The following is a 17,317-nucleotide window of genomic DNA, read 5'->3' as shown; positions in this document are numbered from 1 at the left end:
CACCGGCGCGGATGCTCTGCGGCTGATCCGCAGCTCAGCGGAGCACGACGGTCTTGCCGCCGTGGAGGATGACCCGGCCTTCGGCGTGCCAGCGCACCGCATCGGAGAGCGCCTTGCATTCGGTGTCCCGTCCGGCGGCCACCAGGTCCTCAGGTCCGTGGGTGTGGTCCACATCCAGCACCTGCTGGGCGATGATGGGACCCTCATCGAGCTCGCTGTTCACGTAGTGCGCCGTGGCGCCGACGGTCTTCACACCGCGCTCGAAGGCCTGGTGGTAGGGCTTGGCTCCCTTGAAGCTGGGCAGGAACGAATGGTGGATGTTGATCACCCGTCCCTCCATGCGAGTGGCCAAGGAGTCGCTGAGGATCTGCATGTACCGGGCCAGCACCACCAGGTCGATCTCCAGGCGATCCACCAGGTCCAGCAGCTGCTGCTCGGCCTGCGGCTTCGTCTCCGGGGTCACCGGGATATGGACGAACGGCACATCATGCCATTCGACCAGCCGCTGATGATCCGGATGGTTGGACACCACCGCGACGATCTCGATGGGCAGATCACCCTTCCGGGTGCGGAAGAGCAGGTCGTTGAGGCAGTGTTCGAACTTCGAGACCATCACCAGCACACGGGGCTTGGCATCAGCGGCCCGCAGCGACCAGTTCATGCCGAAGCGCTCCGCCACCGGGGCCAGGTCCGCCTCCACAGCGGCCAGGGCGGCGGCAGCGTCGTCTGGGTCCCCACTCTCGGCCCGTGCCCGCAGGAAGAAGCGTCCCGCCCGCGGGTCGTTGAACTGGGCCAGCTCCATGATGTTGCACCCGTGGGCCAGAAGCACTTCGCTCACGGCATGGACGATCCCCAAGGTGGAAGGGCAGTCCAGGGTCAGGATCATCCCACGGTCGCTGGGCATGTGGCCTCCTCAGGCTGGTCGGTCGGGGTCGAGGCCGGCCGGTGCTCACGTGAGGCGTCGAGCAGCCAGCGGGCCACATGGTCGGCGAAGGAGATCCGCGGCATCACGCGGAACGTATCCGAGTCGGGGCCCTCGTCATGCCCGTTCCCGGTGCCGGTTCCAGTGCCGGTTCCAGAGCCGGTTCCAGTGCGCCACAGCAGCACCGGCACCAGGCTCAGCGTGGTCACCACCGCGGAGCCGGGCGGCAGCCCCCGAGGGTGCAGGTCCACCGGCACGCCCTTCTCCAGCACGTCGCGGGCACGATCCCCGGAGATCTCCAGGATCGTCCGGTTGGCGGAGAGGTCCACCACCTGGCCGGGGTGCTCCCCCAACGCGTCGGTCAGCGCGACCAGCAGGTCGTGACGATCGGTCTCGGCGACGACGAGGAACTCGTCGGGCGCCAGCCACAGGGCCGCCGTCGTGGCGGGGTCTCCGCACACTTCGCCGACGCCGGAGGGAAGCCCGGCGTCCAGGGCCTCGGAGATCGCCTGGTGCGCCGCACCTCCCGGAGTCGCCCGGACTCCGATCTGTGTGGTGAACGCGATCTCCCGGACGCTGAAGCGCTCCGGGGCCGCGGCGGAGCCTGCGGCGAGGCTCTGGTGCAGATGCGCCAGTGGGGACCGTCTGAGCGCGGCGGGTCCTGACGTGTGGATCTCAGCCATCGCGGCGACTCCCTTCCGGGTCGTAGAGGACGGTGGGTTGGATGAGGACGTCGACGAGTCGGCCGTCCACCGGGGTGCGCAGCGTCTCACCGATGCGCTCTCGGCCCCGGGAGATCAGCGCCAACCCGAAGGTCCGGCCCAGGGCGGCCGACCGGTACGACGAGGTCACCCAACCCTCCATGGGCACCGGAATCTGGGCGACGTCGGTGTCGGCGGCGATCAGCTGCGCCCCTTCGAGGAGTCGGTGCTCCGGGTCCGCCGGCAGCACGGAGACCAGCTGCTTGCGGTCTTCGCGCTGGTTGTCCGGACGCGCGTAGGAACGCTTGCCGATGAAGTCCTTGCGGGTCGAGACGACCCACTCCATGCCGGCGTCCTGGGGCGTGACGGTGCCGTCGGTGTCCTGTCCGACGATGATGTACCCCTTCTCGGCGCGCAGCACGTGCATGGTCTCGGTGCCATAGGGTGTGATGCCGTAGGGAGCCCCCGCCGCGGCGATGTCCTCCCAGACCTGTGCCCCGTACCAGGAGGCCACATTGACCTCGAAGGCCAGCTCCCCGGAGAAGGAGATCCGGCAGACCCTGGCGGGGATGCCGGAGGCCAGAGTCGTCTCCCGGAAGGCCATGAACTCGAAGGCCTCCGCAGAGACGTCCAGGTCGGGGGCCAGCTCAGCGATGACGTCGCGGGACCTCGGCCCGGCCACAGCCACGGTGGCGTACTGCTCCGTGACCGAGGTGCACGTGACGTCCAGGTCCGTCCACTCGGTCTGCAGCCACTCCTCCAGCCAATCCAGGACACCGGCCGCCCCACCGGTCGTGGTGGTCATCAGATACCGGTCCTCGTCCAGACGCAGGGTCACACCGTCGTCGAAGATCATCCCGTCAGCGCCACACATCACCCCGTAGCGGGCCTTGCCCGGAGCGAGCTTCTTGAACGCGTTCGTGTAGATGCGGTTGAGGAACTCTCCGGAGTCGGTCCCGCGGATCTCGATCTTGCCCAGGGTGGTGGCGTCCATGAACCCCACTGACTCCCGCACCGCGGCGCACTCACGAAGCACCGCCTCGTCCATCGACTCACCCTCCTGGGGGAAGTACCAGGGGCGCTTCCACTGGCCGACGTCCTCGAAGACAGCCCCGTGGGCCACGTGCCAGGAATGCATCGGCGTGATCCGGGCCGGGTCGAAGAGATCTCCACGACGCCGTCCGGCCAGTGCGGCGAAGGACACCGGTGTGTACGGGGGCCGGAAGGCAGTGATCCCGATTCCCTGCGGGTTCTCCTTGCCCAGCAGCACCGCCAACGCGCCGATCAGCGCCGCACTGCTCGTCTTGCCCTGGTCATGGGCGGTGGAGATCGAGGTGTACCGCTTGACGTGCTCCACCGAGCGCATCCCGGCCCCAGCGGCGCGCATCACATCGGCCACCGTCTGATCCCGCTGAAAGTCCACGAAATGGTTCCGGTACGCCTCGGCGTCGGCGAGATCTTCATGGCCCGGCGCCGGCACAAGCCATACCGGACGGGCGGGTGCCAGAGCCTCCGGATCCGCCTGAGGAACCTGCGGGGTGCGGGCGAAGCCTGTGTCACCGGCTGCCGCGGCCCCAGCGTCGGCACCTTCCTGCAGCGCCCCAGCAAGGTCGGGGCAGCCGTTGATCATGCCCGCGGTCCGCTGGCCGGCCACCGGCCTCTCCGGCACGAAGGCCGCCAGGGAGTCTTCCCAGCGGATCGCGCCCTGCCGCTGAGTGTGCAGGTGGATGGTCGGGGTGAATCCCCCGGAGAGGGCGAGCACATCGGTCTCGACCACCGTGACCGCACCGGTGAGCGTGCCGTCCTCGGCCAACCCGCTGATGCGCACGGCCGACAGGTCTCCCTGATCGTCAGCATCAGTGCCCGCCACCACGGAACCGGCGTGCACGGGCACGCCCGCGGCCTGAGCACTCAGGGCGCGCTCCGAGAGCTCCGGCCGGGAATCGACCACCGCGGCGACCTCGCCTCCAGCCTGCTGAAGATCCTCCACCAGGTCATAGACCCAGTCCCCGGTGGTCGCGATGACGGTCCGCTCACCGGCCAACACGCCGTAGCGGTTGAGGTAGCTGCGCACCGCACTCGCCAGCATGATGCCCGGGCGGTCGTTGTCCGCGAAGACCAGGTGCCTCTCATGGGCGCCGGTGGCCAGCACGACCTGAGAGGCCCGGATGTGCCATACCCGCTCGCGCGACACCCCATCGGCCCCGGCTCCCGAGAGATGGGCGCGCCGGCGTTCTACGGCGACCAGGTAGTTCGCGTCATAGCTGCCGATGGCCGTGGTGCGCTGCAGGTGCACGGTCTCCGGGCTGTCCGCCAGTTCTCCGACCACACCGGTGATCCAGGCCCGCGCGGGCTGTCCGTCGATGCGCGCGCTGCGGCGGTCCAACAGCTCGCCGCCGGCCTCGGCCTGCTCGTCCACCAGCATCACCCGCGCACCCGAGCGGGCGGCCTCACGGGCGGCGGCCAGACCGGCGGCCCCGGCACCGACCACCAGCACGTCGGTGTGGACGTGCTTGTGGTCGTAGTAGGCCTCGTCAGCGGCAGGGTCCAGGGTCCCCAGCCCGGACAGCAATCGGACGTCCAGTCCGTCGGTGAGCTCCACCGCAGGCGCGGAGAGCATCGATTCGGTCACGGCCCCCGGCTGGTCGCCGCGCACGGAGATCAACGCATTGGGCTCCTCCACGCCGGCCGCGAAGATGCCCCGAGGGCGACCCAAGTAGATGGAGTCACCCACCCGCAGCCTCCCGGAGGCGAGCATCGCGCTGGCCACGGTGTCACCCTGCACCCCGCTGATCGTCTCACCGTCGAGGGTGAAGCGGCGGGGCCGGGTGGTCTCCACACGGGCATGGGGTGCCGCCGCAGCAGGCAGGCGGCGCGAGGTCACGGTCATGGGTGGGCTCCTTCCTGCGGACCCTGGGGAAGGTCGGTCATCCGCCCGACGGGACGGGTCTCGTGGAACTCATAGGTGACGGTGTCCCGCACGGCGTCGAACCATTTCCGGCACCCCAGGGCGTGGACCCACCGTTCGGCGAATCGTCCCTTGGTGTTGTCCCGGTAGAACAGGAAACGCGCCCATGCGGCGTCGTCGAGGGCGTGCGGGTCCTCCGGGTAGGAGACCTCCGCCTGGCCCCCATAGGTGAACTCGTTCTCATTGCGGGGTCCGCAGTGCGGACAAGGGATGAGCATCATGTCAGGACCTCTTCGGGGAAGACGTGGGGGTCAGTGGGCGACGGCGGCGGCACCGTGTTCGTCGATGAGGTGCCCGGTCTCGAACCGGTCCAGGGCGAACGGCGCGTTGAGCGGATGGGGTTCGTCGTGGGCGATCGTGTGGGCGAAGGTGTACCCGGACGCCGGGGTCCCCTTGAAGCCGCCGGTCCCCCAGCCGCAGTTCACGTAGAGCTGGTCGACCGGCGTCTTGGAGATGATCGGCGAGGCGTCCAACGTGGTGTCCACGATCCCGCCCCAGGTGCGCAGCACGTGCGCCCGAGCGAAGATCGGGAACAGCTCCACTGCGGCAGCCATCTGCTCCTCGATGACGTGGAACGCCCCGCGCTGCCCGTAGCCCACGTACTGGTCGATCCCAGCCCCCATGACCAGCTCGCCCTTGTGCGCCTGAGAGACGTAGACGTGGACATGGTTCGACATCACCACCGTGGGGTGCACCGGCTCGAACAGCTCCGAGACCAGCGCCTGCAGCGGATGGGACTGGATCGGCAGCTCCAGGCCGGCCAGCCCGGCGACCACCGAAGAATGCCCGGCCGCTGCGAGGGCGACCTTCCCCGCGTGGATCCGGCCTCTACTGGTCTCCACCCCGGTGACCCGGTCCCCCTCGAAGAGGAACCCGGTGACCTCGCAGTTCTGGATCAGATCCACTCCGAGCTCGGAGGCGCGCCGCGCCAAGGCCCAGGCCACATGGTCATGCTTGGCGATCCCTGCCCGCGGCTGGAAGGTCGCCCCCATCACCGGGTACCGGATGTCGTCACCGATGTTGAGGATCGGGCAGACCTCTTTGACCTCCTGCGGGCTCAGCCACTCGGCGTCGACCCCGTTGAGCTTATTGGCCTCCACCCGCCGCACCGACTCCCGGACGTCCTCCAGGGTGTGCGCCAGATTCAGCACTCCGCGCTGGGAGAAGAGGAAGTCATAGTCCAGCTCGTCGGGCAGCTGCTCCCAGAGCTTCAGGGACTGCTCATAGATCGCCGCGCTCTCATCCCAGAGGTAGTTCGAGCGGATGATCGCCGTATTGCGGGCCATGTTCCCACCGGCCAGCCACCCTCGCTCCACCACCGCGACATTGGTGATCCCGTGGTGAGCTGCCAGATAGTACGCGGTGGCCAGCCCATGGCCCCCTCCACCGACGATCACCACGTCATAGGACCGCTTCGGCTCCGGGTTGCTCCAGAGGAAATCCGGGTGCTCCGGCAGCATCTCAGCCATCAGACGACCTCCTGCATCGTGGTCTCGAGGTGGGGGTAGAGCGGGAACCGGGCCGTCAGGGCGGCCACTCTCGCACTGAGCTCGACGCGATCCCCTGCGGTGAGGGTCGGCGCCAGGGCATAGGCGATGATGTCGGCCACCTCGCGGAACTCCTCGGCACCGAAGCCGCGAGTCGCCAGTGCGGGGGTACCGATGCGCAGCCCGGAGGACACCATCGGCGGGCGCGGATCGAAGGGCACGGCGTTCCGATTGACCGTGATGCCGATCTCGTGCAGCCGATCCTCCGCCTGCCGGCCGTCCAGCTCCGAGTGGCGCAGGTCCACCAGCACCAGATGCACGTCGGTGCCTCCGCTGACCAGTGTGATGCCTGAGGCCGCCACGTCCGGCTGCAGAAAGCGGTCCGCAAGGATCTGGGCGCCTTCCACGGTGCGCCGCTGGCGGTCCTGGAACGCCTCCCCGGCGGCGGCCTTGAACGCCACGGCTTTGGCGGCGATGACGTGCTCCAGAGGACCGCCCTGCTGACCAGGGAACACTGAAGAGTTGATCTTCTTGGCCAGCTCCGCCCGGGAGAGGATCACCCCACCACGCGGTCCACCCAGGGTCTTGTGGGTCGTGGTGGTCACCACATCCGCGTATGGCACGGGGTTGGGGTGGAGCCCTGCGGCCACAAGGCCCGCGAAGTGGGCCATGTCCACCATCAGGTAGGCCCCCACCTCGTCGGCGATGCGACGGAACGCCTCGAAGTCCAGCTGTCGCGGGTAGGCGGACCATCCGGCGATGATGAGCTTCGGCCGGTGCTCGCGGGCCAGCCGAGCGACCTCCTCCATGTCGATGAGGTGGTCAGTCTCGCTGACCTGATACGCCACTGCGTCATAGAGACGACCGGAGAAGTTGAGCCGCATGCCATGGGTGAGGTGACCACCATGAGCCAGGTCGAGGCCGAGGATCGTGTCTCCGGGCTGCAGCAGGGCGGCCAACACCGCGGCATTGGCTTGGGCTCCCGAGTGCGGCTGCACGTTCGCCGCCTCGGCGCCGAAGAGCTGCCGCACGCGGTCCAGAGCGATCTGCTCGACCACGTCCACGTGCTCACAGCCGCCGTAGTAGCGGGCTCCCGGGTATCCCTCGGCGTACTTGTTGGTCAGGACCGAGCCCTGAGCCTCCATGACCGCTGGTGAGGTGAAGTTCTCCGACGCGATCATCTCCAGCGTGTCGGACTGCCGCTGCCGCTCCGCGTCGATCGCCGCAGCGATGTCTGGGTCGTCTCGACGGAGCGAGGCGAGGGTGTCGTTCATGTCTCCGGCTCCTTCTGTGGTCGGTCCGTCCCGACCTGTCGTCGTCTCCCGGCGGCGTCTTCTCTGCCGCGTCACCGGGAAGATGTCACTGTCACGTCGGGGATGTCACTGCGTGGGTCTCACTGCGTGGGTCTCACTGCGTGGGTCTCAACATTCGATGACGTTGACCGCCAACCCGCCCTGAGCGGTCTCTTTGTACTTCGAGGACATATCCGCCCCCGTCTCACGCATCGTCACGATCACCTCGTCCAACGAGACCCGATGCTGGCCATCACCCATCAACGCCATCCGCGCCGCATTGACCGCCTTGGTCGCCGCAAGCGCATTGCGCTCGATGCAGGGCACCTGGACCAACCCCGCGATCGGATCGCAGGTCAGCCCGAGATTGTGCTCCATCGCGATCTCCGCGGCATTCTCCACCTGCTCCGGACTGCCCCCGAGCACCTCGCACAGCCCCGCAGCCGCCATCGAAGACGCCGAACCGACCTCCCCCTGACACCCCACCTCAGCACCAGAGATCGACGCCTGTTCCTTGTACAGCACCCCGATCGCCGCCGCAGCCAGCAGGTACCGCACCACCGCTTCCTGGCGATCCTGCGCCGCGATGAACGAACCGCCCGGCCCATAGTGGGTCGCGTAGAACCCCACCGCCGGAATGATGCCGGCGGCCCCGTTGGTCGGTGCCGTCACCACCCTGCCGCCCGAGGCGTTCTCCTCATTGACCGCCAGAGCCACCAGATTCACCCACTCCTGCCAATAGGCATACGACCGATCCGGATCCTGCTCGGTCAGACGGGCATGCCAGCCCGGGGCACGACGCCGCACCTTCAACCCACCCGGCAGCTCCCCCGACCGACCCAGCGCAGAGTTCTTGCAGTCCTCCATGACGGCCCAGATATGCAGGACCCCTGCCCGGACCTCCTGTTCGGAACGCACCACCGTCTCATTGGCCATCATCACCTCCGAGACCGAGAGCCCAGCATCCCGGCAGTGGCCCATCAACTCCGCAGCCGTGGTGAACGGATACGGCACCGCCGCCTCCGTGGACTCCACCACCTCACCCAGAGAGGCCGCCTCCGCCTCGGCGGCGGTGACCACGAACCCGCCCCCGATGGAGAAATACGTCTGCTCCGCCAGCTGAGCCCCCGCAGCATCGACCGCGGTGAGCACCATCCCATTGGAATGCTGCGGCAGAAACGTCAACGGCCGCTGCACGAAATCCTCCACCCGCAGGGCCACATCCACCCGGCGCTCCACCTGGGCGCCGACCTGGACCGTCCCCGTGGCCCGCATATCGGCCAGCCGCTCCTCTACCTGTTCGGGCAGGATCGCTTCTGCGTCCCAGCCCTCCAGGCCCAACAGCACCGCATCGAAGGTCCCATGACCCTGCCCGGTGGCGGCCAGGGAGCCGTAGAGGTCCACCCGGACCTCAGCCAAGCCGCCCAGGTCGTCGCCGGCAGGCAGCTCCTCGACCACGAACCGGCGCGCTGCCCGCATCGGCCCCACCGTATGCGAGGACGACGGACCGATCCCCACACTGAACAGGTCAAACACACTGATGGGCATGCTCAGGCCTGCGCCGCCGTCGTCTGCTCGTCGCGGACCTGCTCGGGGGCGCGCCATCCCAGCGCCGCGTACCACCAGTCGTGGAACTCGCTGATGTGATGCTCGCTGGGAACGAGTGCTCCCCCGGAGGTGTAGGCGCTGGAGGACATCGAGGGCTGGGTGTACTCACAGGCCTCGAAGTCCTGTTCATTGACCCGGTGGAACAGCTCCACCGACTTGGAGACGTCGAGGGTTCCGGCGTTGATCTTCTCCACCACCTCCGGAAGGAAGAGCCAGTCGCAGACGACGATCGTCCGGCTTTCCGAGACCGGGAACATCCGGTGGATGATCACATGGTCCGGCACCGTGTTGATGAAGACCTGCGGACGGACGGTGATCGCGTAGTACTTGCGCTCCTGATCGGGCGCGATCGCAGGAATCTCGGCCACGCCCGAGGAACCGTCGACGGTGAAGCCCGTGATCTCGTCGCCGAACGAGGCGCCGTGGACCACGCCGTCCTTCCGCTGGGACGCCAGGCCGTCCGCGAACTCCGGGATGACCTCGGTGAGCTCCGGGTGGATGGTCGCGCAGTGATAGCACTCCATGAAGTTCTCGATGATGAGCTTCCAGTTGGCCTGGACGTCGTAGGTCTTCGTCTCGCCACAGGCGAGGTTCTCGATGCCGTAGTTGTCGATGGACTCCACCTCGCCGAAGCTGGTGCGGACCTCACCGAGGACGGCCTCATCGAAGTTCGGCGGCTCCTCCGCCAGACACACCCACACGTAGCCGAGCCACTCCCGGACGTGGACCGGGCGGAGCCCGTAGGCCTCCTGGTCCACATCGGGCATCGAGGTGAGGTTCGGTGCGGCGACCAGCTCCCCCTCGAGGGCGTAGGTCCACGCGTGGTACCCGCACTTCAGGGTCTTGCTGCGTCCTTCACCCGTGGTGCAGATGCGCATGCCGCGGTGGCGACAGACGTTGTAGTAGGCGGCGATGCCGGCCTTCCGGGTGCGGACGACGATGATCTCCTCGCGGCCGACGGTGACCGTCTTCCACGTGCCGGCCTGCGGCAGCGAGTCCGCGCGGAGCACACAGTTCCACTGCTTCTCGAAGATCTCCGCCTGCTCCTGGGTGAAGATCTCGGGATCGGTGTAGGCCACGCCCGGCGGGGTCGGCCGCAATGAGGATCCGGGAAGTGGCTCGTCCAAGTGATCGATGATCATGGGTGCGTGTTCTCTCTTTCCTGGGTGTCGGGACCGGGTCGGAGGTCAGGCCACCAGCACGTCCGCCGCGCGGACCTGGCGCTGCTTGCGCCAGCGCTTGACCTCGCGAAGGCGGTTGAAGCCGAGAATCCCCACCTCGGCGCCCTCACGGAGATAGCTGACCAGCAGATCGGCAGTTTCGATGCTGCCGTCGATCACCCGTACCTCGTCGGCCTGGCTGATCCGACCGGCTCCCTGAATCTTCACGTCGTACTGCTCGGACCAGAAGTACGGCTCCTGGAACGGCGCAGGGGCGGCGCCGGTGAGCGAGGCGGAGAGGATGCCTGCCTGCTCGACCGCCTCCTGCCACTGGCCCACGGGGCGCAGGCCCGAGGCCTGGGAGGCCCACTGCGCGCAGTCCCCCGCAGCCCAGATGCCGGGCATCCCGGTGAATCCTGTGTCGTCGCAGAGGACTGCTCCGCTGGTGGGGTCGAGGCTGAGGACCCCGTCCCGCAGCCAGGCGGTCGCGGGGGTCGCCCCGATGGCGCAGATGACGATGTCTGCCTCCACGGTGTGGCCGTCCGCCAGGACGAGCTCCTGACCGCCCGGGACGTCGCGGACCGAGGCCGCACGGCTCGGCGGCGCGAAGTGCACGCCGCGGCGCTCGTGCAGCAGCCGGACGGCCTCGCCCACGGGCGCTCCCAGACGCGCGGCCCCCGGGTGGTGCTCACCTGCCGCGACGGTGACCGACGCAGCCCCGCGCTCCGCGCAGGTGGCTCCGGCCTCCAGCGCCAGGAACCCGCCGCCCACGATGGCGATGCGCTGGTCCTCGACGACCCTGCTGCGCAGCGCGAGGGCGTCATCGATGTTGCGCAGCACGAAGGTGGCCTGACCCGAGAGGGGCAGCCGGCAGGCCTGCGCGCCGGTGGCGATCACCACCGCGTCCGCGTCATGGAAGCGACCGTCGGAGGTCTCGACTCCTAGGGGCTCCGCGGAGAGGCGCTCGGCGGCGGCTCCGCCGAACCAAGTGACATCGAGCGGATTCTCCGGGTCGTCGAGCACCAGGTGCTCGATGCCCGCCGCTCCGCTGAGGAACGCCTTGCTCAGCGCAGGACGGTCGTAGGCCGGGTGGAGCTCGTCCCCGAGCACCGTGATGGGGCCCTGGTGCCCGTTGGCCCGGGCTCCGCGCGCCACGTGATAACCGGCCAGGCCGGCTCCCACGATCAGCAGGTGCCCGTCGACGGGCAGTCCCGCTCCGTACATGGTCATCGATGAGTCCAGCATCAGACAGTCACCCCCGGGGGAAGATTCGGTGCATCTTGGGACAGCTCGACGAGCACGTCGTCGCCGCGGACCTCGACCTGGTGGACCCGCACACCGCGCTTGGCGGGCGGCTGGTCGACGTCTCCGGTCAGCAGGGAGAACGTGCTCTCGTGCAGAGGGCACTCCACTCGGCAGTCCTCCAACCATCCGGCGGCCAAGGAGGCCTCCTGATGGGTGCAGGTGTCGTCGATCGCATGCACCTGGCCGTCCTCGGTCAGGAACACCGCGATCGGCGGAGTCACAGAATCGATGCGCAGACCTTCTCCTGGAGTCAGGTCCTGCAGGGAACAGACGCGGACACTCATTTGCCATCACCACCGGTTTCACCTAGTGTTGCTAATAGCGCAACATGATTTATAGTGCGCAACACGTTGTGCGACCTATGCTTCACTGCCCACGAGGGGTGCGTCAAGAGGCCATCCGAAGAATCTGGAGTTTTTTCATGACGTCCGAGAACCTGACTCGCATCCAGTCCGTCGACCGCGCCGCTCAGATCCTCCGACTCCTGAGCGAGTCGCCGCTTCTGACGATCGCGGAGATCGCCCGGGAGCTCGACGTGCACCGCTCCACGGCGTTCCGACTGCTCGGCACGCTGGAGGCCCACGGGCTCGTCGAACAGGAGCGCGAACGGGGCGCCTTCAGGCTCGGCATCACCCTGCTGCACATGGCCAACTCAGTGGCGGCGCAGATGGATTTCTCCAAGGACGCCCAGGCCTGCTGCGACGCCCTGGCCCTGGAGCTTCAGGAGACGGTCAACGTGGCCATCCTGGACGACGGCTACGCCGTGACGATCATCCAGGCCGCGGACGACCAGATGCTCAGCGTGAGCCATCAGTACGTCGGACAGCGCGGCCCCCTGCATGCCACATCCACTGGAAAGATCCTGCTCGCCCACGCCGACCAGGACGAGTTCGACCGACTCGTGGAGCGCGGACTGGACAGCTTCACCGGCATGACCATGACCGACCCGGAAGTCCTGCGCAGCGAGCTGGAGACGATCCGGCATCGCAGCTGGGCCTCCGCCGTGGCGGAGTGGGAACAGGGCATCAACGCCCTGGCGGTCCCCGTCCGCGGCAAGGACGGCCAGGTGGCCGCCGCCCTGTCGATCACCGGCCCGTCCTTCCGGCTGCCGGAATCACGTTTCGCCGAGCTTGCCGAGACGCTCAAGAGGGAGGCTCGCACCCTGGAGGTCAGGATGGGGTACTTCGGAGGCTGAGCTGGCCACGATTCAGGAAACACCCAGGGTGAACCCCTTGTGCCATAAAACACACGGCCTCTAGGCTGGTTGCGCACAGAACATCTCGTTTCTTAATATGCAACGCCTGGAGGATGCATGTCGCACCACACTGCTCCGCACGATTCCCGTGTGGTCATCATCGGCCTGGGAGTGGTCGGCGCCGCCGTCGCCGACGAACTGGTCCTGCGGGGCTGGACGGACGTCACCGTCGTCGAGCAGGGTCCGCTGTTCGAGACCGGCGGCTCAAGCTCTCACGCCCCAGGTTTCGTGTTCCAGACCTCGCCCAACAAGGCCATGTGTGAGCTGGCCCAGCGCACCTTGGACAAGCTGGACGGCGCGGAGGTCGACGGACAGTGGGTGATGAAACGCGTGGGCGGCCTGGAGCTGGCCACCACCGCCGAACGTGTCGAGGAGCTGCACCGCCGGCATGACTTTGCGAAGTCCTGGGGTGTGCCCGCACAGCTGCTGACCCCCGAGGAGGTCGCCGCCCTGTGGCCCGACATCGACACCTCGACAGTGCTCAGTGCCCTCCACACACCGACCGACGCCGTGGTCAAGGGTGTTCGCGCCGTCGAGTTCCAGGCACGACGCGCCCAGGCCGGCGGGGCGCGACTGGTCAGCGAGACGCAGGTGACCGGAATCCGTCGCTCCGGCACCCGCGTCACCGGCGTCGAGACGGTGCCGGTCGGCTCCGACGCCGAACCAGAGGTGATCGAGGCCGACATCGTCATCTCCTGCGCCGGACTCTGGGGGCCGAAGCTGGCCCGCGAGCTGCTGGGCATGGACATTCCGATGCTCCCGGTCGAGCACGGATTCGGCTTCAGCCAGCCGATCGAATCCCTCGCGGGGCTCGACGACGCCACCGAGGTCGCCCGGCCGATGATCCGGCACCAGGATCACGGCATGTACCTGCGCGAATGGGGCTCGAGGATCGCGATCGGCGCCTACGAGCACCGCCCCCTTCCGGTGGCGGACCATGAGATCGCAAGCCCCGAGCAGATCCTCCGGCACGGCGGGCAGGCCTCCATCCACCCGTTCACGCGACAGGACTTCGAGGCCTCATGGGTGGAGGCCCAGCGTCTGCTCCCCGAGCTGCGCGAGACCACGCTGGACGACTCGCTCAGCTTCAACGGCATCTTCTCCTTCACCCCCGACGGCGGCCCACTGCTGGGACCGGTGCCCGGGATCGAGGGCCTCTGGATGGCCCAGTCCGTGTGGGTGACCCAGTCCGCCGGCGTCGGCGAGGTGGTGGCCCAATGGCTCACCACCGGTGATCCCGGCATCGACACCCACGGCCTCGACGTCGCCCGGTTCGACCCGCTTCTGACATCCCAGCGCTGGGCCCGCGAGCAGGGCGAGGAGTCCTATGACGAGGTCTACGACATCGTCCACCCCCGCGCGACGACTCTGCGTCTGCGGGGTCTGCGCACGTCCCCCTTCTACGAGCGGCAGCGGGGGCGCGGGGCGTCGTTCAGCTCGGCCAACGGCTGGGAAAGGCCGCTGTGGTACGAGTCCAATGCGACCCTTCCGGACATGCGTCCCGCGGTCCCCATGCTCGGCGACGCCCCCCTGCCCACCCGCGACCAGTGGTCGGCGCAGTACTGGAGCCCGCTCGTCGCGGTCGAGGCCAGGCGCCTGCGCGAGTCTGTGGGCCTGGTGGACATGTCCTCTCTTCCCCGCTGGGAGCTCTCCGGCACCGGGGCCACAGAGTTCCTCGACGGCCTGGCCGACGACGGTCTGCTCAGCCGCCGTGTCGGACGCACGGTGGGAAGCATCGTCTACGCGCTCATCCTGGGCGAACGGGGCGGCATCCTCTCGGACATCACGATCGCCCGCACGGCCGAGGAGACCTACCACCTCGGAGTCAACGGCAACCTCGACGCCGCCTGGTTCCAGATGATGATGAGGCAACGCTCCTATGCGCTGCACCTGAGGGACGCCTCCTCCGGGTCATGCGGGCTGGGGCTCTGGGGACCTCAGGCCCGCGAGGTGCTCCAGGGCCTCGTCGACGAGGACCTCTCCCATGAGGCGTTCCGCTTCTACCGCAGCCGCGAGCTCCACGTAGCCGGCGTTCCAGTGCTGGCCATGCGCCTGAGCTACGTCGGGGAGCTGGGCTGGGAGCTCTATGCACCGGCCGAGTTCGGCCGCCACCTGTGGGATGTCCTGATCGGCGCCGGGCGCCGCCATGACATCCTCCCGGTGGGGCGTCGCGCCTTCGAAAGCCTGCGCCTGGAGAAGGGCATGCGCCTGTGGGGCACCGACATGACCCGCGAGCACACTCCCCACGAGGCCGGCATCGAGTTCGCGGTCCGCGGCGCGGCGGCGGAGAAGCTCACCGCGATCGGCGCCGACCAGCCCAGCCGCAAGCTGGTGTGCCTGCTGCTGGAGGACCCGTCGAAGGTGCTCATGGGTCATGAGCCCGTCTATGCGGCGGGCGACGACGGCCGACCGATCGGCTATGTCACCAGCGCGGACCAGGGGTATGTCACCGGACAGTCGATCGCCTACGCCTGGGTGCCCGCGGAGCACTCTGCCGCGGGCACCGAGGTCGAGGCGTCCTACTTCGGCCGCCGCCTCAGGGCGCGCGTGGCCGAGGAGCCCCTCTTCGACCCCAGCGCCTCGCGCATGAGGTCTTGAACCCTCTCCCCTCGGCGGGCCTACCATGGCTCATCCGCCGCCCACACCTGCCACCAACGATGTCACCTGCCTGAAGAGGAGCCCCTGAAATGCCCTATACCGTCAACGCCGTGGTCGTCACCGCTCAGGACGCGCCGGCCACGGTCGAGCAGATCGTCGTCCCCGATCCGGGCCCCGGGGAGGCCGTGGTCGATGTGCTCACCTGCGGCGTCTGCCAGACCGACCAGCACTACCAGAAGGGCATGATCGGTCAGAACTACCCCTACCTGCTGGGGCACGAGGCCACCGGCCGCGTCGCCGCCGTCGGCGAGGGGGTGACGTCGGTCAGCCCCGGGGACACAGTGATCCTGAACTGGCGCGCCGTCTGCGGCGAGTGCCGTGCCTGCCGCCGCGGCAAGCTCCAGTACTGCTTCAACACCCACAACGCCACGCAGAAGATGACGCTGGCCGACGGCACTCCCCTGGAGCCGGCCCTGGGCATCGGAGCGTTCGCGGAGAAGACGCTGGTCGCTGCCGGGCAGTGCACCGTCGTCGAGGACACCGAGGACGAGCACAACGCCGCCATAGGACTGCTCGGCTGCGGGGTGATGGCCGGCATCGGGGCGGCCATCAACACCGGTGAGGTGGCCCGCGGGGAGTCGGTCGCCGTCATCGGCTGCGGAGGCGTGGGAACCGCAGCCATCGCCGGGGCGCGACTGGCCGGAGCCACCACCATCATCGCCGTGGACCTCGACCCGCGGAAGCTGGAGCAGGCCCGGCAGCTCGGCGCCACCCACACCGTGGAGGCAGGTGGCACCGATCCGGTGGAAGCCATCCGTGAGCTCACCGGAGGCCATGGCGCCGACGTCGTCATCGACGCCGTCGCCCGGCCCGAGACCTATACGCAGGCCTTCTACTCACGTGACCTGGCCGGCCGGGTGGTCCTGGTCGGCGTCCCTGATCCCTCGTGGAGCGTGGAGCTGCCGATGATCGACCTCTTCGGCCGGGGCGGCTCCCTGAAGTCCTCCTGGTATGGAGACTGTCTGCCCAGTCGGGACTTCCCCTACCTGGTGGATCTGTACCGCCAGGGGCGCCTGGACCTCGATGCGTTCGTCACCGAGCGGGTCCGCCTTGACCAGGTCCAGGAGGCCTTCGAGACCATGAACCAGGGCGACGTGCTGCGCAGCGTCGTCGAGATCGGCTGAGAGGAGCCCACCCGATGGCCACCACGGCACGCATCGAACACCTGATCACCGCAGGCACCTTCTCCCTGGACGGAGGGACATGGGAGGTGGAGAACAACGTCTACCTCGTCGGTGACGACGACGAGGTGCTGATCATCGATCCTGCCCATGACGCCGAGGCTGTGGCGGAGCAGGTCGGAGACCGCCAGGTCCTGGGCATCCTGCTCACCCACGGCCATGACGACCACATCCGTGAGGTCTTCGACGTCCAGCGCAAGGTCGGCGGACGTATCCACCTGAATCCGGCCGACCACGTCCTGTGGGAGCAGGTCCATGCCCATGCCCGTCCTGATGTGGAGATCTCCGACGGCGATGTCTTCACCGTCTCCGACACTCGCCTGACAGCAGTCCACACGCCCGGCCACTCGCCCGGCTCCACCTGCTTCTATGCGGAGGACCTCCCCCACACCGACGGGTCCCGCGGGTCGGTGCTCTTCGCCGGCGACACGCTCTTCCAGGGCGGTCCCGGGGCCACCGGTCGGTCCCACAGCAGCTTCGAGACGATCATCGAGTCGATCAGCGACCGGATCTTCGCGGAGCTGCCGGAGCAGACGCAGGTGCTCCCCGGACACGGCGAGTCCACCCGCATCGACAAGGAGAAGCCCTTCCTCCAGGAGTGGGTCGACCGCGGATACTGACAGCCACCCTCACACAGAGACGTCCCCTGCGGGCCAGCGCGTGAACGGCTGGCCCGCAGGGGACGTCTCTGTGCGGGGCGGCACTAGGGCGTGTTGCTAAAGGGTGGAGCGTCGGTCGTCGGCGAGTCTGTCCTTGTGGCACGCAGAGAGATATCTGACG

General features: G+C 68.3%; 14 protein-coding genes. 4 read left to right on the top strand and 10 right to left on the bottom strand.

Going from position 1 to position 17,317, the window contains the following annotated elements; all coding sequences use genetic code 11:
• Positions 1–34: 34 nt before the first annotated feature.
• From purU to SD455_RS15355, 10 genes are all read right to left on the bottom strand, one after another.
• Positions 35–904, bottom strand: coding sequence for a formyltetrahydrofolate deformylase (purU, locus tag SD455_RS15400; RefSeq protein ID WP_070162140.1), 870 nt, complete (start codon positions 902–904; stop codon positions 35–37).
• The gene (locus tag SD455_RS15395; protein WP_445508635.1) at positions 883–1,605 is read right to left on the bottom strand and encodes a sarcosine oxidase subunit gamma; all 723 of its coding nucleotides are present in this window, start codon (positions 1,603–1,605) and stop codon (positions 883–885) included. The genes purU and SD455_RS15395 overlap by 22 nt, the downstream gene beginning before the upstream one ends.
• A complete protein-coding gene (locus SD455_RS15390; protein WP_445508634.1) occupies positions 1,598–4,513 on the bottom strand; it encodes a sarcosine oxidase subunit alpha family protein in 2,916 nt (971 codons plus the stop codon). Before SD455_RS15390 ends, SD455_RS15395 begins: the two co-directional genes overlap by 8 nt.
• Positions 4,510–4,812: a sarcosine oxidase subunit delta gene (locus SD455_RS15385; RefSeq protein ID WP_070162146.1), complete on the bottom strand. Its 303-nt coding sequence runs from the start codon at positions 4,810–4,812 to the stop codon at positions 4,510–4,512. Before SD455_RS15385 ends, SD455_RS15390 begins: the two co-directional genes overlap by 4 nt.
• Before the next feature lie 30 nt (positions 4,813–4,842).
• Positions 4,843–6,060 carry a sarcosine oxidase subunit beta family protein gene (locus tag SD455_RS15380; protein ID WP_311024874.1) on the bottom strand — a complete coding sequence of 406 codons (1,218 nt, stop codon included), beginning with the start codon at positions 6,058–6,060 and terminating at the stop codon, positions 4,843–4,845.
• The gene (glyA, locus tag SD455_RS15375) at positions 6,060–7,352 is read right to left on the bottom strand and encodes a serine hydroxymethyltransferase (protein ID WP_085437197.1); all 1,293 of its coding nucleotides are present in this window, start codon (positions 7,350–7,352) and stop codon (positions 6,060–6,062) included. The genes SD455_RS15380 and glyA overlap by 1 nt, the downstream gene beginning before the upstream one ends.
• A 147-nt stretch (positions 7,353–7,499) precedes the next feature.
• A complete protein-coding gene (locus SD455_RS15370; protein ID WP_445508633.1) occupies positions 7,500–8,918 on the bottom strand; it encodes an L-serine ammonia-lyase in 1,419 nt (472 codons plus the stop codon).
• A gap of 2 nt (positions 8,919–8,920) precedes the next feature.
• On the bottom strand, positions 8,921–10,120 hold the full coding sequence (locus SD455_RS15365) for an aromatic ring-hydroxylating oxygenase subunit alpha (RefSeq protein WP_085437199.1): 1,200 nt from the start codon (positions 10,118–10,120) through the stop codon (positions 8,921–8,923).
• A 45-nt stretch (positions 10,121–10,165) separates the two neighbouring features.
• Entirely contained in the window at positions 10,166–11,383 is a 1,218-nt protein-coding gene (locus tag SD455_RS15360; protein ID WP_311024877.1) for an NAD(P)/FAD-dependent oxidoreductase, read from the bottom strand.
• Positions 11,383–11,727, bottom strand: a complete 345-nt coding sequence (locus SD455_RS15355) for a bifunctional 3-phenylpropionate/cinnamic acid dioxygenase ferredoxin subunit (protein WP_070160584.1) — start codon at positions 11,725–11,727, stop codon at positions 11,383–11,385. The genes SD455_RS15360 and SD455_RS15355 overlap by 1 nt, the downstream gene beginning before the upstream one ends.
• A 137-nt stretch (positions 11,728–11,864) precedes the next feature.
• Here SD455_RS15355 and SD455_RS15350 point away from each other — a divergent pair, with 137 nt between their 5' ends.
• The 4 genes from SD455_RS15350 (at position 11,865) to SD455_RS15335 (ending at position 17,157) form a co-directional block, all read left to right on the top strand.
• The gene (locus SD455_RS15350) at positions 11,865–12,638 is read left to right on the top strand and encodes an IclR family transcriptional regulator (RefSeq protein ID WP_311024879.1); all 774 of its coding nucleotides are present in this window, start codon (positions 11,865–11,867) and stop codon (positions 12,636–12,638) included.
• Positions 12,639–12,755: 117 nt separating this feature from the next.
• The gene (locus SD455_RS15345) at positions 12,756–15,296 is read left to right on the top strand and encodes a GcvT family protein (protein ID WP_070160582.1); all 2,541 of its coding nucleotides are present in this window, start codon (positions 12,756–12,758) and stop codon (positions 15,294–15,296) included.
• 89 nt (positions 15,297–15,385) lie between these two features.
• Positions 15,386–16,480: an S-(hydroxymethyl)mycothiol dehydrogenase gene (locus SD455_RS15340; RefSeq protein ID WP_070160580.1), complete on the top strand. Its 1,095-nt coding sequence runs from the start codon at positions 15,386–15,388 to the stop codon at positions 16,478–16,480.
• Positions 16,481–16,494: 14 nt separating this feature from the next.
• Positions 16,495–17,157: an MBL fold metallo-hydrolase gene (locus tag SD455_RS15335; RefSeq protein WP_070160578.1), complete on the top strand. Its 663-nt coding sequence runs from the start codon at positions 16,495–16,497 to the stop codon at positions 17,155–17,157.
• Positions 17,158–17,317 lie beyond the last annotated feature (160 nt).

The organism is Nesterenkonia sp. K-15-9-6, assembly GCF_052656005.1.
The sequence above is the reverse complement of the archived record's forward strand: the minus strand, read 5'-3'. Positions and strand labels throughout refer to the sequence as shown.